Source organism: Roseicyclus sp., assembly GCF_018402035.1.
GTDB lineage: Bacteria > Pseudomonadota > Alphaproteobacteria > Rhodobacterales > Rhodobacteraceae > Roseicyclus.
On sequence record NZ_JAGYJN010000007.1, the window covers coordinates 41,066 to 59,349 of the forward strand.

The 18,284-nt window shown below is 58.6% G+C and carries 19 protein-coding genes; 10 read left to right on the top strand and 9 right to left on the bottom strand.

Annotation, left to right across the window (positions count from 1 at the left end):
• Positions 1–39: 39 nt before the first annotated feature.
• Together KG698_RS11875 and KG698_RS11880 are read left to right on the top strand one after the other, a co-directional pair.
• Positions 40–786 carry an FCD domain-containing protein gene (locus KG698_RS11875; RefSeq protein ID WP_213685794.1) on the top strand — a complete coding sequence of 249 codons (747 nt, stop codon included), beginning with the start codon at positions 40–42 and terminating at the stop codon, positions 784–786.
• Complete coding sequence (locus KG698_RS11880) at positions 752–1,738, top strand: 4,5-dihydroxyphthalate decarboxylase (protein ID WP_213685795.1); 987 nt, start codon at positions 752–754, stop codon at positions 1,736–1,738. Before KG698_RS11875 ends, KG698_RS11880 begins: the two co-directional genes overlap by 35 nt.
• A 317-nt stretch (positions 1,739–2,055) precedes the next feature.
• On the opposite strand, the gene KG698_RS11885 is transcribed toward KG698_RS11880, so the two are convergent.
• Positions 2,056–2,223 (bottom strand): hypothetical protein, encoded by a 168-nt coding sequence (locus KG698_RS11885; RefSeq protein ID WP_213685796.1) that lies wholly within the window; start codon positions 2,221–2,223, stop codon positions 2,056–2,058.
• Between the two features lie 290 nt (positions 2,224–2,513).
• On the opposite strand from KG698_RS11885, the gene KG698_RS11890 reads away from it, so the two are divergent.
• The gene (locus tag KG698_RS11890; RefSeq protein WP_213685797.1) at positions 2,514–2,834 is read left to right on the top strand and encodes a transposase; all 321 of its coding nucleotides are present in this window, start codon (positions 2,514–2,516) and stop codon (positions 2,832–2,834) included.
• 199 nt (positions 2,835–3,033) lie between these two features.
• Here the strand turns inward: KG698_RS11890 and KG698_RS11895 are convergent, their stop codons facing one another.
• Positions 3,034–4,083 (bottom strand): IS110 family transposase, encoded by a 1,050-nt coding sequence (locus tag KG698_RS11895; RefSeq protein ID WP_213685798.1) that lies wholly within the window; start codon positions 4,081–4,083, stop codon positions 3,034–3,036.
• Between the two features lie 789 nt (positions 4,084–4,872).
• On the opposite strand from KG698_RS11895, the gene KG698_RS15860 reads away from it, so the two are divergent.
• Positions 4,873–5,037: an integrase core domain-containing protein gene (locus KG698_RS15860; protein ID WP_367114087.1), complete on the top strand. Its 165-nt coding sequence runs from the start codon at positions 4,873–4,875 to the stop codon at positions 5,035–5,037.
• Positions 5,038–5,308: 271 nt separating this feature from the next.
• Here the strand turns inward: KG698_RS15860 and KG698_RS11905 are convergent, their stop codons facing one another.
• Entirely contained in the window at positions 5,309–5,947 is a 639-nt protein-coding gene (locus KG698_RS11905; protein WP_213685800.1) for a hypothetical protein, read from the bottom strand.
• Between the two features lie 1,001 nt (positions 5,948–6,948).
• Here KG698_RS11905 and KG698_RS15605 point away from each other — a divergent pair.
• On the top strand, positions 6,949–7,305 hold the full coding sequence (locus KG698_RS15605) for an HGGxSTG domain-containing protein (RefSeq protein WP_300983755.1): 357 nt from the start codon (positions 6,949–6,951) through the stop codon (positions 7,303–7,305).
• Positions 7,306–7,380: 75 nt separating this feature from the next.
• Here KG698_RS15605 and KG698_RS11910 read toward each other — a convergent pair whose 3' ends face one another.
• The 4 genes from KG698_RS11910 to KG698_RS11925 form a co-directional block, all read right to left on the bottom strand.
• Positions 7,381–9,675: a phage/plasmid primase, P4 family gene (locus tag KG698_RS11910; protein WP_213685801.1), complete on the bottom strand. Its 2,295-nt coding sequence runs from the start codon at positions 9,673–9,675 to the stop codon at positions 7,381–7,383.
• The gene (locus KG698_RS11915; RefSeq protein ID WP_213685802.1) at positions 9,672–9,869 is read right to left on the bottom strand and encodes an AlpA family transcriptional regulator; all 198 of its coding nucleotides are present in this window, start codon (positions 9,867–9,869) and stop codon (positions 9,672–9,674) included. Before KG698_RS11915 ends, KG698_RS11910 begins: the two co-directional genes overlap by 4 nt.
• Before the next feature lie 186 nt (positions 9,870–10,055).
• A complete protein-coding gene (locus KG698_RS11920) occupies positions 10,056–11,216 on the bottom strand; it encodes a site-specific integrase (protein ID WP_213685803.1) in 1,161 nt (386 codons plus the stop codon).
• Positions 11,217–11,408: 192 nt separating this feature from the next.
• The gene (locus tag KG698_RS11925) at positions 11,409–11,726 is read right to left on the bottom strand and encodes a DUF6476 family protein (protein ID WP_213685804.1); all 318 of its coding nucleotides are present in this window, start codon (positions 11,724–11,726) and stop codon (positions 11,409–11,411) included.
• Between KG698_RS11925 and KG698_RS11930 the strand changes: the two genes are divergently transcribed.
• The 5 genes from KG698_RS11930 to KG698_RS11950 all read left to right on the top strand — a co-directional run bounded on the left by KG698_RS11930 (position 11,725) and on the right by KG698_RS11950 (position 15,520).
• Positions 11,725–12,756, top strand: coding sequence for an RluA family pseudouridine synthase (locus tag KG698_RS11930; RefSeq protein ID WP_213685805.1), 1,032 nt, complete (start codon positions 11,725–11,727; stop codon positions 12,754–12,756). The genes KG698_RS11925 and KG698_RS11930 overlap by 2 nt on opposite strands.
• 157 nt (positions 12,757–12,913) lie before the next feature.
• Positions 12,914–13,810: an RNA polymerase sigma factor RpoH gene (gene rpoH / locus KG698_RS11935; protein WP_213685806.1), complete on the top strand. Its 897-nt coding sequence runs from the start codon at positions 12,914–12,916 to the stop codon at positions 13,808–13,810.
• A gap of 119 nt (positions 13,811–13,929) precedes the next feature.
• Positions 13,930–14,922: a Gfo/Idh/MocA family oxidoreductase gene (locus tag KG698_RS11940; protein ID WP_213685807.1), complete on the top strand. Its 993-nt coding sequence runs from the start codon at positions 13,930–13,932 to the stop codon at positions 14,920–14,922.
• Positions 14,909–15,214 (top strand): DUF4389 domain-containing protein, encoded by a 306-nt coding sequence (locus KG698_RS11945; protein ID WP_213685808.1) that lies wholly within the window; start codon positions 14,909–14,911, stop codon positions 15,212–15,214. The genes KG698_RS11940 and KG698_RS11945 overlap by 14 nt, the downstream gene beginning before the upstream one ends.
• Positions 15,215–15,274: 60 nt before the next feature.
• Positions 15,275–15,520, top strand: coding sequence for a CDGSH iron-sulfur domain-containing protein (locus KG698_RS11950; RefSeq protein WP_213685809.1), 246 nt, complete (start codon positions 15,275–15,277; stop codon positions 15,518–15,520).
• 19 nt (positions 15,521–15,539) lie between these two features.
• Here the strand turns inward: KG698_RS11950 and KG698_RS11955 are convergent, their stop codons facing one another.
• Both KG698_RS11955 and KG698_RS11960 read right to left on the bottom strand, forming a co-directional pair.
• Positions 15,540–17,381: a M3 family oligoendopeptidase gene (locus tag KG698_RS11955; protein WP_300983760.1), complete on the bottom strand. Its 1,842-nt coding sequence runs from the start codon at positions 17,379–17,381 to the stop codon at positions 15,540–15,542.
• Between the two features lie 184 nt (positions 17,382–17,565).
• Positions 17,566–18,252 (bottom strand): molecular chaperone DjiA, encoded by a 687-nt coding sequence (locus tag KG698_RS11960; protein ID WP_213685810.1) that lies wholly within the window; start codon positions 18,250–18,252, stop codon positions 17,566–17,568.
• Between the last annotated feature and the right edge of the window lie 32 nt (positions 18,253–18,284).

The following is an 18,284-nucleotide window of genomic DNA, read 5'->3' on the forward strand; positions in this document are numbered from 1 at the left end:
GTCAAACCCGAACCAGAGACCGGCCAAGAGGAGAGCAAGGTGATCAAGGCCCAGTTTGACCCCATCACTGCCGAGACCTTGGCGCAAACCGCCTATCTCCGGCTCCGGCGCGATATCATCACCGGCGCACGCCCACCGGGTGAACGTTTGCGGATTGCCAAGCTCAAGACGATCTATGCCATCGGTCCCACCCCCTTACGCGAAGCGTTACAAAAGCTGGCGCAAGACGGGCTGGTGGTGGCCCATGACAATCGCGGCTTCGCGGTGGCCGATCTGGACCCGGTGGAGTTTGCCGATCTCAACACTGCGCGAACGGCAATTGAAACCGAAGCGATCCGCCTTTCGCTGGCCTACGGCGATGATGGCTGGGAGGCGCGCGTGGTCGCGGCCAGCTATATCATGCAAAAAGAGGACGCTGTCTTGGCGCGCGCGGCGGGAACGGTTGCCGACACATGGGAAAGGGCGAACGCCGATTTCCATACCGCAATCGTGTCGGCTTGCGGCTCCACATGGATGTTACGGCTCCGGGCGCAGTTGCATGATCTGTGCGAACGCTATCGCCGCGCCTCGGTCTATCAAGGGTTAGGCAGTCGCGATCTGGGTGCCGAGCACGCCGCCATCGCGGCGGCAGCACTGGCCCGCGACACAGAACAGGCCACGGCCTTGACCGTACAGCATTTCGCTCGGACCGAAACCGCGCTGGCTGCGCGGGGCCACCAAATCCCTCAATCCGCCGAACAGGACAAACAAGATGCCCAAGATCACTCTCGCCACCTGGGATCATGACCGCGTCATGCCGATCCATGACGGGACGCTGCGTTTGCCGGGCTATGAAATCGACCCGGTGATCCTACCCACCACCAAGCTATTTCCTATCGCCGCCCAAGAAGCGCGGTTCGACGTGACCGAGATGTCGCTGTCGACCTATATCCTACAGCTGTCCCAGGGAACCACGCCCTATACCGCTCTGCCCGTCTTTCTATCGCGCGCATTTCGGCATAACGGATTTTTCGCGCGCAGCGGATCCGGTATTCACAGCCCTGCGGATCTGAATGGCCGCGTGGTCGGCGTGCCGGAATACCAGATGACCGCGGGACTTTGGATGCGGGGCATCTTGCAAGATGAATACGGTGTCGATCTGGCCAGCATCCGGTGGCGGACCGGCGCTCTAGACGAAGGGGTGCGCCACGAGCGGCTGGCGCTTTCCCTGCCTGAAGGAATGGAAGTGCTCCCCATCGCCGAGGGGGAAACCTTGCAGGATTTGCTGCTCGATGGGCGGATCGACGCGGTTCTGGCCCCCAAGCCGCCCATGGCCTTTCTGAAGGGCGATCCCCGCATCCGGCGTCTGATACCCGACCCCGAAACGGCCGAGGCTGATTATTTCCGCCGCACTGGATTTTTCCCAATCATGCATATTGTGGCAGTGCGCGCGAGCCTATTGAAAGACGACCCTGGGCTGGCGATGTCACTGTTTGAAATATTCTGCGAAGCCAAACGCATTGCCATGGAGCGGCTAGAAAATATCTGGCTTGGGTCGGCCAACCGGCTGACTTTGCCGTGGCTTGGCGCCGGGCTCGAGCGCACTCGGCTTGTGATGGGTGCCGATTACTGGCGCTACGGCTATCAAACTAACCACAACGAGCTAGAAACCATCTGCCGCTACTCCACCGAGCAACATCTTGCTGCGCGTCCTGTCTGCGCGCAGGAATTGTTTCACCCCACGGTGCTGTGGACCTGACAGGATCATACCTTTCAGCCTGTCCGCCGTCGGCCAATTTGGCACGAGCGACGTGATCTTGGCGTAGGGGGCGTTTGCTCGTTTAGCGCGTGTTGCGTTTGATCAGTTAGCTATATTGCGTGCAACAGGTGAGGCATCCATGTTGGTGTATCGGGAACGGCAATCCCTAAGCCCGTCGTGAGCCGTGGCGGCAGTGAAAAAACGACACCTGCTGCCCGCATTTCGAAGGTGTTACAGACGAGCGTCACGCCTGAGGTGTCCTCGCTTACCCTGCGCACTGGGTGATCTAAGTGCAGACTATCTCCCAACATTTCGGCTCAAGCATAGGTCACGCGCGCCATCCCACCTTTGATGCGCAACGCACCTCCCATGGTGGCAAAGTCGAGGTCACGACGAACTGTGCCATCTGTATCTACGAAGACAAGACGCCCAGACGCGTATTGCGGAATGCTGCGCAGACCGAGATGCTTAGCAAGTGCCAGCATGCGGTGGTTGTGCGGCCATATTGGCTTGCGCGCGCTGTGTCGTACTTTGCCCCAAGCGATGTCTTTCTGATCATCGCCGTTTTTTGAGGCTTGGTTGGTTGGTTTGCGATTGGACGTTTCCTTGAGCCTCCTTGCACCGCGAAAACTGCGGCGAGAGCAACTCAGACCGAAGTCGAAGGCGTTCGAACTGCACCCGCCGCTTGACGCGCATGTCTCGCTGGCCGCGACGACACCTTAGGCGTGTAATGACCCAGTGAAAATCTGCTCATGCTATAGAGAGGAAAATAGCGATGAGTATGACGATGGACGACAGCATCAAGCGGTGGACAGCGAAGCGGAAGACGGCGCTGGTCATCGAGATCATCCAAGGCAAGACGACGGTGGCGGAAGCCAGTCGTTCCTTCGATCTGTCACCCTCTGAGATTGAGGGCTGGATCGAGGATGCCAAGCGCGGGATGGAGAACTCCTTGCGCGCCAACCCGCTCGATATCCGGGAACAGTACGAGAAGCAGCTCAAGGATCTGCAAGAGGCCTATGGCGAGGCGATGCTGGAGCTTCGTGCGCGAAAAAATGTATGGTCCGCCCCGCTATTGCAAGGTTTTCGTGGGTGACGCACCGGCTTGCGTAAATGTATCCGGCCTCTGATCAGTCAGCCGCTTTTGGCGACAAGGCCTTGATGAGATCCGCCCCTCGGGTTCCAGATTAGTGGAACGGGATCATGTCCCGCTTTTTTGCGCGTGGCTTACCCGTGGTCGATCAACCGTTTGGTCATCACGTCCCCTGCAATGGGTTTTGCGGTGAAGGTTCAGCTCACACAGCTGCCCCTTTTGACCGCAGATAGACGGTGCCGGGTTGTGTGAGGATTGCCCAAACAATCCTCGTCAGTTTGTTGGCCAAAGCAACAACGGCTTTGTTGCGGTGTGTTCGGGCTTCCAAAGCATTTAACCAGCGCCCCAAGGCATGGCTTTCCCGGTTTAGATGCAAAAAACAGGATCGCGCCCCGTGGATGATCAGACGGCGCACGTATCCATTTCCGCGTTTACTGATCCCAAGAAGGATTTGCTTTCCCCCGGTCGAATGTTCTGCTGGCACCAGCCCTAGCCATGCCGCCATGTCTCTGGCTTTGCGGAATTGCTTCCCGTCACCAGCCGCCGCCACAAGTGCTGTTGCGCCCAAGGGGCCAATGCCCGGTACAGTCAACAACCTGCAGATCGTCTCATCCTCTTTGGCTATTGCCTCGATCTTTGTACTCAAGGCTTTAACCCTCTTCTCGATGTAGGTGAGGTCGTCTAACAGATCGCTCAGCAGCCCCCGCATATTTTGGGTCAGATCGTTTTCCTGATTGTCGAGATGCCGCCGAATGTCGGCATGAAAGCCACCGGCTCCTATCCGCATTGCCAGCCCGTATTCGATGCAAAAGGCCCGCGCCTGATTCATCAATCCGGTTCGCTGTCCGACAAGCCGGTCTCGGATCCGGTGAAGCGCTTGCAGATCAACCTGCTCTGGCGTGCGTACTTCGACAAACCTCATAGTCGGCCTGGTGACGGCTTCAGCAATGGCCGCCGCATCAACCGTGTCGGTCTTGTTTGACTTGACATAAGGCTTGACAAATCTTGCCGGGATGATCCGGGCATCATGCCCCATATCAATCAGCCTTCGTGCCAACCATTGTGAACCCGGACAGGCTTCCATGCCAATCAAGGTTCTAGGCGCCAAGTCGAAGAACGATTGGAGCGTCTCACGCGCGAACTTTGTACGCTGGATGACTGCGCCCTCGCGATCGACGGCGACAACGTGAAACACCTTTTTGCCGATGTCGATACCATAGGCAAAGGTTTCTGGTAGGGGTTTGGTTCGCATCCTTTGTCTCCTTTTGTTTGGCGATGCAGCAAGAGCATACGTTAGGGTGCGGGGCGGACCATCCCATTAGTTTCAGGCCCTCATGGTGAGGCCATGAGCCGCCACCGGTCCGAGGCCATGGCCGAACGGAGGACGGGAATTGATCCGGACGCTTCATGAGGGCCTGCTGGCGGAGGGGGGATCTCAGTGCCGCTGGCCGCTGTGCGCTTGTCTGCGTGCCGCGGCGGACGATTTACTACATAAGCCAACGAAGGTCGCGCCGAAGGTCGATCCCTGGCTTTGCCGACCCGACTGCCGATGATCGAGGCAGAGCCGTCCTTTGGGTATAGGACGGTGGCGTGGCTCGGCCTAATAAAAACACGGTTCAGAGGATCTTCCATCAAGGGCTGGCAGGTTCGCAAACGACCTATCGGTATGCGTCCTCGGATCGAGGCGCTGCCTTCCGTCGCCACGACCCCGGAACGAGCGCTGGTCGACTGATCTGTGCCGCGTTTTGCAGGGCGAGATGGCTTGACAACGCTTGCACTGGTGATCAACTGCCATACCCGCGAGCTTCTGGGCTGGCACTCCTCCTCCCGATCTGGAAAATACGACAGTGCCGCCGGCACCTTTTGGAGCACGCCTGATTGCCCGATTTGGCACGCTCGGCAGGGTCCCGCAGGAGTTCCTTCTGAGGTCTGACAACGGCCTGGTCTTCACGAGTAGAAAATACACGGCCTTGGTGAAAAGCTACGGTCTGAGGCAAGAGTTCATCACGCCCCACTGCCCGCAGCAAAACGGCATGGTCGAGTGTGTGATCCGACCCCGAAAGAATGCGTCCATCGCCAGCGCTTCGACAGCATCCAGCACGCCAGACGTGCCATCGGTGACTGGATCAGTTTCTACAACCACAAACGCCCTCACTATGCGATTGCCACGAAAATACCCGCTCAGGCATATGCATTAGCGTCCTGAAATGCGCAGATTCCGCTGAGCCATTACACCGCCGCCAGCCCTCAGCCGTTCGCCTGATCAAGTTCCAAGGACCAAGGACCTCGGACCACGGTCCTCGAACCTTGGCCCTGAGGCCATCGGATTATGGACCGAGGATCTTGCGCCTTGGGGCCCAATCTGTCAAATTTGCGCCCCGCCCATTTGAGCGTTCAGGGAAGAGCATGTGGCGAACTACTATATGCAAGATGTATGCAGTTCTGGAATGATACGTTAGATCTACAATAAGCTTAAACTAACGAATTTTCATTGATTGAACTGCGCCAGAAAAACGATCCTTGTAAATAAAAAATAGATCATTGCCGGCTTCCTGTACGGCATAATCACTGTAACCATATGAGATGTCTATTCTTGATTTTTCACCATCGCTCATTACTACAATGATCCCAAATGGCTTTACTGATGTTGGTGAGCTTATTACAATAAATACGATGGTTCCGTGGTTATTTGTCTCAAGAATAGCAGAGTAAAAATCTGCGGAATAATCAATGCTGGGGGATTTTCCATAATTATAAGGCCCGTGCGACTCGGTAAGGTAAAAAATAAAGTCCTCTACTACTAGGTTTGCAACAGACTGTAGTGTTTCTTGATAGTATTCTTCGGGTAGGCCGCGTTCAAAGTTTATTGATGTGCAACGTTGTGCTCCCTCAGAAGCAGAGCAAAGTTCGTTTGTTACATCTGCTTGAGCGGTGTGGGTAATGGCTAACCAGAAAAGCAGGATCCACCAAAACTTTGAGAGCTTCATTGGCAATAAATTTCTAAATTTGCGAGACTTGGAGGCAGGTGGCTCCAACGTGGTAGCGTTGTGCACCGCGTTGGTACGTTCGGTTGCATCGGTGCGATGGGTTGAAAAACTGGCGGTGGCCGCGCGCAACGTTCCCCAGTCAACATATAGAGTTGTTGATCAGCCATTCTTTCACCAACAGATCCTTGGGGTGAAATACTGCAAGCCGCTCGCAGTTGAATGACGCGGTTCTGTAAATCTTGTTGAGCGTTGGTTGTGCTGCTACTTGGGGTAGACGGCCTACTGACTTGTCTAACTGCAGGTGTCTCTCGAAAAGCAGTCAAAAATAAGCGATCGATATCTCGGTGTGTGCTGCTAGCCCTTAAAAAACTTGACTCTGTGCGCTGCCCCCATAGCCCATCGATCGCACCATTATATTGATAATTGTTTGCGAGCCATTTTTGGATGCGTTCTCTGTCTGATGCTGACAGCTGAAAAAAAGTACTTTTTGCTTCATTTATCCACTCAGCTTGGCTCGTGCGATTTGCTTGCGGGGTATTGATGGCAAGTGCCTCTCCACTAGGCCTACCAAAAGCGGTCTGAGCGTCGTTCTTAAGCGATGTAAATGTGGTAGTGGTTTCCGTCATTATATTTTGTGCCCATGCCAAGATGGGCTCATGAAGAGATGGTTTTTGATATATGAGAAAACCTACAACAGCAAAAGAAACGATGAATGCAATTGTTTTGGGGGATCGGAACGCGTTTCGGTTTTGGCGTGCAGAGGGTGTAGCAGGAGCTTCTTGATACAACTGCCGCGCTGGTTGAGAAGGGTGTTCGCTTTTGGGTGATCGCAAAGGAGGTTCAATCCTCTGGGCCATCTCGCACCTGCCTTCTGTTTCGCAGCAAACGACCGCACCATGCTAGGTGGCCACACCGTTGCCCATATTTTCTCAACTTCCAACTTAGTCGTAAGTTCTCTTGGTGTAGCCGACGGGTCAAGTGTTTGTGCTTGAGATGATGCTTTCTACGATCCTTGACCCTCTGTGCTGATGAGGCCCCTGGTATTGGATTGCGGACCGCGGTTCTTGCAACTCGGCCCTCGACTGTCACCGCAAATGACGTTATATTATAACAGTCATATTGGGGCAGACATGCGGTTCACAAAAGGCAACGAAATCGGCGCTGCAACTCGCTTCGGTCCGGATTGGTCGGGCCAACGCTGTGGCGCGAGGACCAAGGCTGGGGTGCCTTGCCAGCGTCCTGCTGTGAAGCGGACGGGGCGCTGCACGCGGCATGGAGGCAAGTCGACCGGAGCTCGGACCGAGGCGGGACTTGCGCGGATCGCGGCGGCGCAGCTCAAGCACGGGCGGTTGACGCGTGCGGCTAGGGAAGCTGCTAAACGCCGTGCTCAGATTGGGCGTGCGATCAGGAAGGAGCTGCGGAGCATTGAGCAGGCTCTAATTGCTGAAGGGTTGTTGCCCAAAGCGTGGCGCGATCAGTTCGATTAGCGCGTAAGAAGTGACGAAAGTGACGAAAAAAGTTAACAAATTGGAGGGGGGAGACGATGACCCCCCCCTCCAGTATCAAACTTTGGCCGGAAAATTCATCACTTTGGTCAGCAGGTTCCTCTGAAACACCATTTCGCCCTTGCTGCGGCGGACGATGTCCCAGCTGTGATCGCTCACAACGCGCTCCCGCAGGCGTTGCGTAAACCGGCTCTGCCCCGGGATGTGCTGGATGCCGAGGTTGCCCATATCCTCGCGGAAACGTACGTACAAATCGCGGACAAGGACGCCCGCCGTGTGGACGTGCCGCTCTAGCCCCCCATCCTCGAACCATTCTGCTACTGGATCAACATCCTTGAACCACTGCACGGTAGCGGCTTCGCATTTTGATGGGATGGTGAAGCCCCCCCGCGCGACCACATCGGCAGCCGCTTGAAGAGCCAGCGATACGAGCACATCCCCCTCTTGCTCGACGATTTTGGCGGCTAAATCGGGGATCCGCTCAGCTTCTGGGATCGACCGATTAAACGGAACGACGACGATCCGCCTGACAATGCCGTTGTCCACGCCGCCTGAGAAGCTGGGCAAATGGTTGGCCGAGAAAACGTGCAGCGCCCTCGGCGTGAAAGTAAACGGCACTTTGTAGATCGCCTTCGCCTGTACCGGATCGCCGGTCACCGTCGCCTTGAAGCGGTCGGTTGCGATCGCCTTCGCACTCGATATTTCGTCGCTGAGGTTGACTTGGCAGCCCGCGAGCGTCGCCAAAAACTGCGGCTCCCCCAGATCGGCCGGCGCGATGCAAGCGACTACGTTTCTTGGAAGAAGTTGGCGCATCGTAGCTTGAATAGTCGATTTTCCGTTTGCGGCGCTCGGTCCGTGAAAAACAAACGCCTTGGGGTTGGAGAGGCCGGTATTTATCCCAGAAATCGCGGCTCCCATTATCTCCAAAATGAGCCGGTGACTTTCGACGTCGTCCTTGCCGAAACTGCCGAATAACAGTGTCTGCAGGAGGCCGTCTGGCACTTCGCAGACGTCGGGGAGCCATTCTTGCGCGATCAAAAACCGCTGCCGATGCTCAGCAGAATGAGGCTCGAGGCCGATCTTGCCGCACGCGGAGATTTTGACGAAGCCATTGCGCAGATTGACACCCCGTTCACTGGCTTCGAAGAAGTTGGGACTGTCTGCCATGGCGGCCATCTCCCGAATTACCCCGTCTATGAAGCTTCTCGAAATCCGCAAGATGCTGTTTTTTCCGTAGTGCGTCCCGTCAAGTTTGTGGGCCCTCTTACGAAGCGCGCTCTCCGGGATTTCTTCCCAGTGTGTCGAGCTGTAGCCCCAAAACGTTCCCTCGCTGTGGACAAGAGGGGCTGAGGTTTCCGCGCCGATTTCGTTGCACAAGAGGGTGGCGATCTCAATTTGTGTCCCCAGCCGTAGGCCGTTGTTGCGCCGTGTCGGGACGTACCCATTGGCCTTGGCCATGGCGAATATAGCCCCAATCCCGATGCGGTTCGGGGCAAAGCTGTTCCAAGCTGCGATCACGTCGGCGTCATCGATGTAGTTGTGGGGTTTGCGGCCGGTCAGGTCACCTCTCGAAAATTCGAGGTATAGCGCGAGCAGGTTGGGGTCAGTGCTTTTCATTGCATGGCCGATTTTGATCCAATTTTCTCTAGGTTCGGGGTCGATATGCGCCAGAGCTTCCCGTAGCGCCTCAAGGTCAGCCTTGCCGTCAGTGTCAAAATCGCTGTCTGTTTGCTCGACAGCAGGTTTTTCGGTTGTCGGAAATGCTTCCTGAAGCTCGGCATATGTGTACGAAAGGTCGTCATGCGCGCTCTCGATCTGGGTCATGAAGGGCTCGCTTCGGAGGCCTCTTTGCACTTTCTGGTGAAAGAATCCGGGCAAGCGCATAACGCGTGGAAGGTCGCAACATGCGTGATCGCCATCGAACGCATCGGCGATCGCATGTTGCGTTGGCGTGAACGCTTCAAGGGGCATATCCGAGCAGAGAAAATAAACGTGCCACCGCCCCTTTGAGCTTTCGACAACTATGGTCGGCTCGAGTTGGTGATTGAGCACGGGTTCCAATGGTGCGCCGTCTAGATCAACAAAACAGGCCCGCACTTTCAGAACGTTGCTGGCCTTGCGTCCTTTGAAATCGGTTTGATTGATGACAACGAATATCCCCGCCCCTTGTTCGTTGTAATGAACCAGAGTGTCGAAGTGTGTATCCAAGGCCCCATGGATAAACTTTGATAAGTGCCCGCGTTTGCGGTCCTTATCGTCGTCTATGATTTGGAAAACGAACATCCCTCCGGGATCGAGCATATCAAGAAAGCGTTGTGCTTCGGCTTTCGACGGTTTCAGCGGCATGCTCATGGCTGCCCCTCCGCGATGCGTTCGCCACGGAGCCATCTATCGATATCGCCCCGATCGTAAATTGGCACTTGCCCTGAATTGGGCAGCGGTTCGGGAAAGCCGCGCTCTGCGGTCCAGCGCAAAATTGTAGTTTTCGAAATTCCAAGCTCGCGCAGCAGCTCGCGCCGCCCGACGAAACGGGTGATGGTCGACATGCGTCGGCCTCCTTTTTTAAAGTTAAAGGGGGGGCCGCTTTTGCGAGGGTAGGGCGGCTGACCATCTGCATGCAGTTATGGGCGCATGTCCCCCGGGCGCAGCACACCTCGCGTGCCGCTATTTCAGCATAGTGCAAAATAGTGCGCTATGCAATCTAGAGTATAAATTAAGTACGTGATTGTATGCTACTTATTGGAATTCACCAAGTCCTCAACAAATTGCCCCCAAGCCGTCAGCGCGGCTTCTCGATCCGCCAAATGCTCGCCCCTTTGGTAAATCGCGGCTACGCCACGCACTGTGCCTGAGACGTGGTTCAAGATGCGATCAACTACGACCGGAGTAATCCTCATGTCGTCCGCCATAAACGTTGCTGCCGTCCGCCTTAGGTCATGGAGGCGCCAATCAGAGACATGGCTGCGGGCGTCGAGAGCAACCTTGGCCTTTGAAAAGCCGCTTACGGCTGACCGCCCGGTTGTGGTGAACACGAGATCAACGCCGTCCCGCCTAGGGATTTTGGAAAGCAGGGCGCAGGCCTGCGGGCTTAGGTGTACGATATGTGCTTTCGAGTTTTTTGCTCGTTCTTTGCCAATTATCCACCGTGCGCGGTCGAGGTCGAGCTCAGACCATTTCATGCCCGCAACCTCGTCGCGCCTCTGGGCGGTCAGAATAAGCAGCTGCACAATGCCGCCGAACGGAAAGCCCATTTGTTCAGCTGCCTGCCATACGGCAAGCAGCTCGTCCCTCGATAGAACACGATCCCTCGACACCTCCACGGTTGGTCGTGGTAGAGTGGCTGCTGGTGACACTGTGAGGAGATCGCGTTCGGTGGCAAAGTTGAAAAATCGGACGACGAACGCCCGGACCCTATTTGCTTGGGTAAGCTTTCCTTGATCCGCCACTCGGTCAATCACGCGCATGAGATCTGCCTTTGTGATCTGATCGAGTTGGTGCCGCCCTAGGAAAGGCAGGACGTGAAGTCGTATAGCTTGTTCGACCTGCCAAAAGCTTTTTCTGGCCCGCTGCTCGCGTGCGTACCACTCCACTAACGCAGCCTCAAAGGTCATCGATGCCTTCTTGCGGTCAAAAGTACCCTCATGGATTTCGGATAGCGCAACCCGAGCCGCCTCGCGCGCTTTGCTCAAACCCATGGCAGGATATCCGCCGAGCGTGACCCGCTTTCGTCTGCCGCCCTCACGGGTGAGCAACACCCACGACAAAGCGCCGCTCGTCGCTACGCGTACACCAAATCCGGGCTGGGAGGCGTCATAGACATCGTATCGCTTATCTTTCGGCTTGAGCGAACGGATGAGCGCGTCAGTTAGCCGGACCGTTGACAGCTTAGGCATTTTTGGGTTCCATATGGGTGCCAAAATTGATGCGCTGGTACGCAATGGCATGGTACGCAATGGCACGGAATATTCAATATAATATGATATATATAAGGAAAAATGCAGCACTATGGTTCAGCGCGAAACTATCTAGCAGATAATTGTGGATCAGGAGGTCCCCCGTTCAAGCCGGGGCGCTGGTACCACCCCTCACTCCCCGATGCGGAATTCCTGCACCAAGGTGCGGGTTTCGCTGTCATAAACGCGGATCACCCCATCATCGCCGACGATCACGCTTTGCCCGTCGATCACGCTGATGCCCACCGCCCCGACCCCTGCGGGCAGGGTGAAATCGCCCGGTGCCACCAACACAGGCACAGAAGTTGCGTTCAGCCGGATGACAAGCAGCGCCACGATGGTTAAGACGCCGATGATCATCACCGCGGTCAGCACCGTCACCAACCCCTTCAACCACCGAAGGGAGGCGGGCAAAGCATCGGGCAATTCCGCGTCAGGGGGCGTTTTCATGGGCAGGGCCACTCGCATCGTTACGGTCCTGATCGGCCCGGACCCGGCCGGCCGCCTTGATAAGGCACTGGGCGACGCCGTGCCAGAGCACGAGGCGCTGAGCCGTTCGCGGTTGGCCCGCTTGATCGCTGATGGGGCCGTGGCGGTCAATGGCGCCTGCGTCACCGATCTGCGCGCCAAGCTGGCCGAGGGGGACCGCGTCGACATCACGATCGACGAGGCCACCGAAGTCGCCACCGCGCCCGAGGCCATTGCGCTCAGCGTCGTTTATGAAGACGATGACCTGATCGTGATCGATAAACCCGCGGGCATGGTCGTGCATCCCGCACCCGGCACACCCGATGGCACCTTGGTCAATGCGCTGTTGCATCACTTCGGCGGCAATCTCTCGGGGATTGGCGGCGAAAAACGCCCCGGCATCGTGCATCGCATCGACAAGGATACGTCGGGCCTTTTGGTCGTCGCCAAATCCGACCGCGCCCATCATGGGCTGGCCGCGCAATTTGCCGATCATTCCATCGAACGCGAATATATCGCGCTTTGCCATGGCGCACCCGATCCGGGCGATCCGCGCTTGAACGGGGTGCGCGGCGTGAATTTCGAGCTGGGCGGTATCCTCAAGATCACCACCCAATTGGCCCGCCACAAAACCGACCGCCAGCGTCAGGCGGTGTTGTTCCAAGGTGGCCGCCATGCCGTCACCCGCGTCAAGCTCGAGGAAAACTTTGGCCCCGTTGCGCGCGTCACCTGCCGGTTAGAGACAGGGCGCACCCATCAAATTCGTGTGCATATGACCCATGTGGGCCACGCGCTGATTGGCGATCCGGTCTATGGCGGGCGTAGGCGCGTATCGGAAAAACTGTTCGGCGCAGCTCTGGCCGAACGCATCAACGCCTTTCCGCGCCAAGCGCTGCATGCCGCAAAGCTTGGCTTTCGCCACCCGGTCAGTGATGACGATCTGCTGTTTTCCGCCGATCTGCCCGAAGATATGGCCGCGTTAGTGGATGACTTGCGCGCGGTCACAGCCTGATCTGTGCAAATGTGCAATGATTTATCACGACATTGCGACTTGCTGTTCATCTACGTGAAGGTCATGATCTGAACGCTTCGGTTCACTTCCACCTCTTGACAGAAAGTTAACCGATTTTACTTAATCCCCGGTGCAACCTGATAGGGGGGCTTGATCGATGACCAGTTACACCAATTTGCCGGCACCTTCGCCGGAACAGGGTCTCAACCGCTATCTTCAAGAAATCCGGCGTTTCCCGATGCTGGAACCCGAAGAGGAATATATGCTGGCCAAGCGCTGGGTCGAAGATCAAGACCGCGCTGCCGCCCATAAGCTTGTCACCTCGCATCTGCGCTTGGCCGCGAAAATCGCCATGGGCTATCGCGGCTACGGCCTGCCGCAGGCCGAAGTCATCTCCGAGGCGAATGTCGGCCTGATGCAGGCGGTCAAGAAATTCGACCCCGAAAAGGGCTTTCGCCTTGCCACCTACGCGATGTGGTGGATTCGCGCCGCGATCCAAGAATACGTCCTGCGCTCTTGGTCGATGGTCAAACTCGGCACCACCAGCGCGCAGAAAAAGCTGTTTTTCAACCTGCGCAAGGCCAAGGCCCGCATCGGCGCGTTGGAAGAGGGTGATCTGCGCCCTGAAAACGTCGCCCGCATCGCCCATGATCTCGGCGTGACCGAGACTGAGGTGATCTCGATGAACCGGCGTCTGTCGGGGGGCGATGCCTCGCTCAACGCGACCATCGGCTCCGAGGATGATGGCGCGACGCAATGGCAAGATTGGCTCGAAGATACCGATGCCGATCAAGCGGGCGATTACGCCGAGCGTGAGGAATACGAAAGCCGCATGGCGCTGATGACGCAGGCGATGGGCGTGCTCAACGAGCGCGAGCGCGAGATTTTGACCCAACGCCGCCTGCGCGACGACCCCGTCACGCTCGAGGATCTCTCCGCTGTCTATAGCGTCAGCCGCGAGCGTATTCGCCAGATCGAAGTGCGCGCTTTCGAAAAGCTGCAAACCCGCATGCGCGAACTGGCCCGCGAGCAAGGCATGCTGGCCACCGCCTGAAGAAGCCAAGCAAGACCGCGCGGCGCGGGGGCAAACCCTCGCGCCGCTATGCATTCGCGCCTTGCACCGCGCCCCTGATGGCCGCTACCAAAAGCCAAAGATGCAGGGGGAAAGCGCGCATGACCGATCACATTCGTTGGGGCATTTTGGGCGCTGCGGGCTTTGCGCGCAAGACCATGGCCCCCGCCATCAACGCGGCGCAAAGATCGCGCCTTGTGGCACTCGCCACCCGCGACCCGGCCCGTGCCGCCCCCTTTGCCGCCATCGCGCCGGGTCTGCGCGTGCATGACAGCTATGACGCGCTTTTGGCCGATCCGGGGATCGACGCGGTCTATATCCCGCTGCCCAATGCGCTGCATGTCGATTGGTCGATCCGCGCGGCCCATGCGGGCAAGGCGGTCTTGTGCGAAAAACCCATCGCCCTGCATGCGGATGATTTCGACCGCCTGATCGCCGCGCGCGAGGCCACCGGCCACCTGATCGCGGAAGGATGGATGCCCGCCCATCACCCGCAATGGCAAACCGTGCGTGACCTGATCGCCCAAGGCGCGCTTGGCCAGCTTCACAGCGTCACCGGCGCCTTTACCTATGGGCTTGCCGATCCCGGCAATATCCGGCTTTCCGCCGATCTGGCCGGCGGCGCGTTGCGCGATGTGGGCGTCTATCCCATCGGGGCCTTCCGCTTTGCCACCGGGCGAGAGCCCCAGATCCTCTGGGCCGATGCGATCCGCGAGAACGGCGTCGATACCTCCGCTTGGGTGCAGGCGCGCGCGGGCGATATCCGCTTCTCCTTCCATGTCTCGATGCGCACCACCCGCTATCAATCCATGGTCTTCGAAGGCAGCCATGGGCGGCTGAGCGTCATGGCCCCCTTCAACCCCGGCCAATACGGCCAAGCCGACCTTCACCTCGCCATCGAGGGCGCGCCGCTGCGCATCATCTCCTTCCCCGATGCGCGACAATACGCTCTACAGGTCGAAGCGGTCGCCGCGACCCTTCTCGACGGGGCCGCTTTCCCCTATCCTCTCGAAGTCGCGCGCGGCACACAGGCCGCAATCGACGCCGTATTTGCAAAGTTGGATGAGAAAGGTGTCGCGTATGGACCGCAATGACGACGACAAGATCGAGGGCCGCCTGAACGGCGAACAGCCCGATGCCCCCAAGGACGGGATGGGCCTGCGCCTGCTGTATCTGGTGCTGATCTGGATCATGCTCAGCCTCAGCCAAACGGTGCTGGCGCTGATCACCGTGGTGCAATTCATCATCATGCTGGTCAACACCGGCGAGCGGAACAAGCGCCTTGCCGATTTCGGCACCGATCTGGGCATCTGGATGGCCAAGGCCGCGCGCTACCAATCCGCGGCCTCCGAGGTCAAGCCCTGGCCCTGGACCGATCTGGATTGACGCGCGCATATCGCGGCCCATCTCAAGGCGTCACCACATCGCGCCACAGGAGCAAGCCAGATGTCCGACGATACCCCGATCATCGCCCAGAAATCCCCCTTTCCGGTCGAGGTCACCGCCGGAAAGACCTATTTCTGGTGCAGCTGTGGCCGGTCGCAAAATCAGCCCTTCTGCGATGGCTCGCACAAAGGCACCCCGTTCCAGCCGCAAAAATGGACCGCCGAGAAAGATGGCCGCGCGTTTTTCTGCGGCTGCAAGGCCAGCGCGAACAAGCCGCTCTGCGACGGCGCGCACACCAAGCTCTAGGGTGGCGCGATGGGGGGCTTCAGCCCTCCATCGCCTCCAACTCGTCGATGAAGCCCTCGATCATCGACAGCCCTTTGTCCCAGAACGCCGGGTCTGAGGCATCGAGGCCAAAGGGTGCCAGCAATTCCTTGTGGTGCTTCGATCCGCCCGCCTTGAGCATCTCGAAATACTTCTCCTCGAACCCCGGCGCGCCCTCGGCATAGACGGCGTAAAGCGCATTCACCAAGCCGTCGCCAAAGGCATAGGCATAGACGTAAAAGGGCGAATGCACGAAATGCGGGATATAGGCCCAGAAGCGGTCATAGCCTTCCATGAAGTCGAACACCGGCCCTAGGCTTTCGGCCTGCACGCTCATCCACAGCGCGCCGATGTCGTCGGGCGTCAACTCGCCTTCACCCCGCGCGGCATGAAGCTTGCACTCGAAATCGTAAAACGCGATCTGGCGCACCACCGTGTTGATCATATCCTCGACCTTACCGGCGAGTAGCACCTTGCGCGTGGCCTGATCTGATGCCTCGGCCAACATGGTGCGGAAGGTCAGCATCTCGCCAAACACACTCGCCGTCTCGGCCAAGGTGAGCGGCGTGGCCGAGAGCAACTCACCTTGCTCGGCGGCCAGCCGCTGATGCACACCGTGACCCAACTCATGGGCCAAGGTCATCACATCGCGCGGTTTGCCAAGATAGTTCAGCATCACGTAAGGATGCACATCGCTGACGGTGGGATGGGCAAAGGCACCGGGCGCCTTGCCCTCCTTCACACCCGCATCAATCCAGCCTTGGGTGAAGAACGGCTCGGCCAGCCGGGCCAGATCGGGGTGGAACCCCGCATAGGCGCGGCTCACCAGATCGCGCGCCTCTTCCCAGCCGAAAATGCGGTTCTCCTGCATCGGCAGCGGCGCGTTGCGATCCCAGACCTGCAACCGCTCTAACCCCAGCCACCGCGCTTTGAGCGCGTAATAGCGGTGCGACAGCCTTGGGTATGCCGCCACCACCGCATTGCGCAGCGCCTCGACCACCTCGGGCTCGACATGGTTCGACAAATGCCGCCCCATCTGCGGGGAGGGCAGCTTGCGCCAGCGATCGGAAATCTCTTTCTCCTTGGCCAGCGTATTGTGCACCCGCGCAAACAGCGGGAGTTTCTCACCAAACCCCTCGGCCAGCGCACGCGCGCCCGCCTCGCGCCGCGCGCGGTCGGGATCGGTCATCAGGTTCAGCGTCGCCTCGATGCCCAGCTGCTCGCCTGCAACATCGAAATGCATCCCCGCGATGGTCTCATCAAAAAGCTTGTTCCACGCACTCGCCCCCACGACCGATTGATCATGCAGAAAGGTCTCCAACTCGTCGGATAGCTGGTAGGGGGCCATCGCGCGCATCCGGTCAAACACGGGGCGGTAACGCGCCAAATCCGCATCAGCGCCAAAAACCGCAGCATAGCGCGCCTCGGGGATGCGGTTGAACTCAAGGCTGAAAAACACCAGCGCCGTCGTGCAAGCGGTGATCTCGTCTTGCATATCCGACATGAACTTGGCCCGCACTGGGTCGGTGGTGTGCTGGTAATAGCGCAACCCCGCATAGGACATGATCCGCCCCGCCACCCGGTCGATCGCCTCGTAGCGGCGCACACAGGCCAGCATCGCCGCCGCGTCGAGCGCCGCCAACTGCCCCGCATAGGCAGCGGCGAAATCGGCACATTCCGCCGCGAGCCAAGCCAGATCGCGGGTCAACTCGGGTGCATCAGGCGCGGTATAAAGATCGGAAAGATCCCATTCAGGCAGTCGCCCAAGCGGCACGCCGCCTGCATCGGTGGCGGCATCGCGGGCAATTGGGGCGGCAAAGGACAGGGCCATATCAAACCTCATGAAATCCATCTTTCCCCTGATATGCCCTTGCGCGCCCAAGGTCTCAACCCACAGCGGGTCCAATCCTTCTCTGTTTCATAAATATCCCGGGGGGAGGCGGCCCAAAGGGACGCCGTCGGGGGGCAGCGCCCCCCGCCAGAAAGCGCAAGGGGCAGCGCCCCCCGCCAGAAAGCGCGCCATCGGCTCAGGTAGGGCGGCCTGCGATCTCTTCCCATGCGCGGTTGATCGCGATCAGCCGCCGCTCGGCCAGCCGCATCGCTTCTTCCGGCACGCCGCGTGCCATCATCCGGTCGGGATGGGCCGCGCGCACGGCCGCACGCCATGCCGCGCGGATCTGATCAAGGCCCATCTCGGGGCTTACCCCCAAGACCGTATAGGGGTCGGGTGCCGCATCAGCGACATAGGCCGCGCGGATGCGGCGAAACACAGGCTCAGACAGCCCGAAAATCTCGGCCACCCGCGCCAAGAACGCATCCTCGGCCGGGTGATAGCTGCCATCCGCAGTGGCGATATGAAACAACCCGCCCATCAGATCGCTCAAGACCCCCTCGCGCGCGCGCCCGGCAAACATCCGCGCGATGCGCCCGGCATATTCCTCGAACCCCGCCACATCCTCGCGCGCAAGGTTAAAGACCCTTGCCGCCGCGCGCTCCTCGGTGGGGGGAATGTGAAACACCTGACGAAAGGCCGCCACCTCGTCGCGGGTGACCCGGCCATCGGCCTTGGCCATCTTGGCCGACAGCGCGATCACCGCGATGGTAAAGGCGACCGAGCGCTCGGGCGGGGTGCGCAGCCGGTCGAACACAACCGAGAGCCCCTCACCTTTGGCAAGGGCCGAGAGCGCGTCTTGAATGCGAGACCATAGCGACATGGCGACCGTCTTAGCCCAAAACACGCGCCCCT

What these genes read in the sequence shown, in the direction of transcription:
- KG698_RS11960 (WP_213685810.1), bottom strand. Translation starts at nt 18,252, where the DNA reads ATGTCGCTATGGTCTCGCATTCAAGACGCGCTCTCGGCCCTTGCCAAA.
- KG698_RS11910 (WP_213685801.1), bottom strand. Translation starts at nt 9,675, where the DNA reads ATGAGCATGCCGCTGAAACCGTCGAAAGCCGAAGCACAACGCTTTCTT.
- KG698_RS15605 (WP_300983755.1), top strand. Translation starts at nt 6,949, where the DNA reads ATGCGGTTCACAAAAGGCAACGAAATCGGCGCTGCAACTCGCTTCGGT.
- KG698_RS11945 (WP_213685808.1), top strand. Translation starts at nt 14,909, where the DNA reads ATGGACCGCAATGACGACGACAAGATCGAGGGCCGCCTGAACGGCGAA.
- KG698_RS11940 (WP_213685807.1), top strand. Translation starts at nt 13,930, where the DNA reads ATGACCGATCACATTCGTTGGGGCATTTTGGGCGCTGCGGGCTTTGCG.
- KG698_RS11920 (WP_213685803.1), bottom strand. Translation starts at nt 11,216, where the DNA reads ATGCCTAAGCTGTCAACGGTCCGGCTAACTGACGCGCTCATCCGTTCG.
- KG698_RS11895 (WP_213685798.1), bottom strand. Translation starts at nt 4,083, where the DNA reads ATGCGAACCAAACCCCTACCAGAAACCTTTGCCTATGGTATCGACATC.
- KG698_RS11950 (WP_213685809.1), top strand. Translation starts at nt 15,275, where the DNA reads ATGTCCGACGATACCCCGATCATCGCCCAGAAATCCCCCTTTCCGGTC.
- KG698_RS11955 (WP_300983760.1), bottom strand. Translation starts at nt 17,381, where the DNA reads ATGAGGTTTGATATGGCCCTGTCCTTTGCCGCCCCAATTGCCCGCGAT.
- KG698_RS11930 (WP_213685805.1), top strand. Translation starts at nt 11,725, where the DNA reads ATGGGCAGGGCCACTCGCATCGTTACGGTCCTGATCGGCCCGGACCCG.
- KG698_RS11885 (WP_213685796.1), bottom strand. Translation starts at nt 2,223, where the DNA reads ATGCTGGCACTTGCTAAGCATCTCGGTCTGCGCAGCATTCCGCAATAC.
- KG698_RS11925 (WP_213685804.1), bottom strand. Translation starts at nt 11,726, where the DNA reads ATGAAAACGCCCCCTGACGCGGAATTGCCCGATGCTTTGCCCGCCTCC.
- KG698_RS11915 (WP_213685802.1), bottom strand. Translation starts at nt 9,869, where the DNA reads ATGTCGACCATCACCCGTTTCGTCGGGCGGCGCGAGCTGCTGCGCGAG.
- KG698_RS11880 (WP_213685795.1), top strand. Translation starts at nt 752, where the DNA reads ATGCCCAAGATCACTCTCGCCACCTGGGATCATGACCGCGTCATGCCG.
- rpoH (WP_213685806.1), top strand. Translation starts at nt 12,914, where the DNA reads ATGACCAGTTACACCAATTTGCCGGCACCTTCGCCGGAACAGGGTCTC.
- KG698_RS11890 (WP_213685797.1), top strand. Translation starts at nt 2,514, where the DNA reads ATGAGTATGACGATGGACGACAGCATCAAGCGGTGGACAGCGAAGCGG.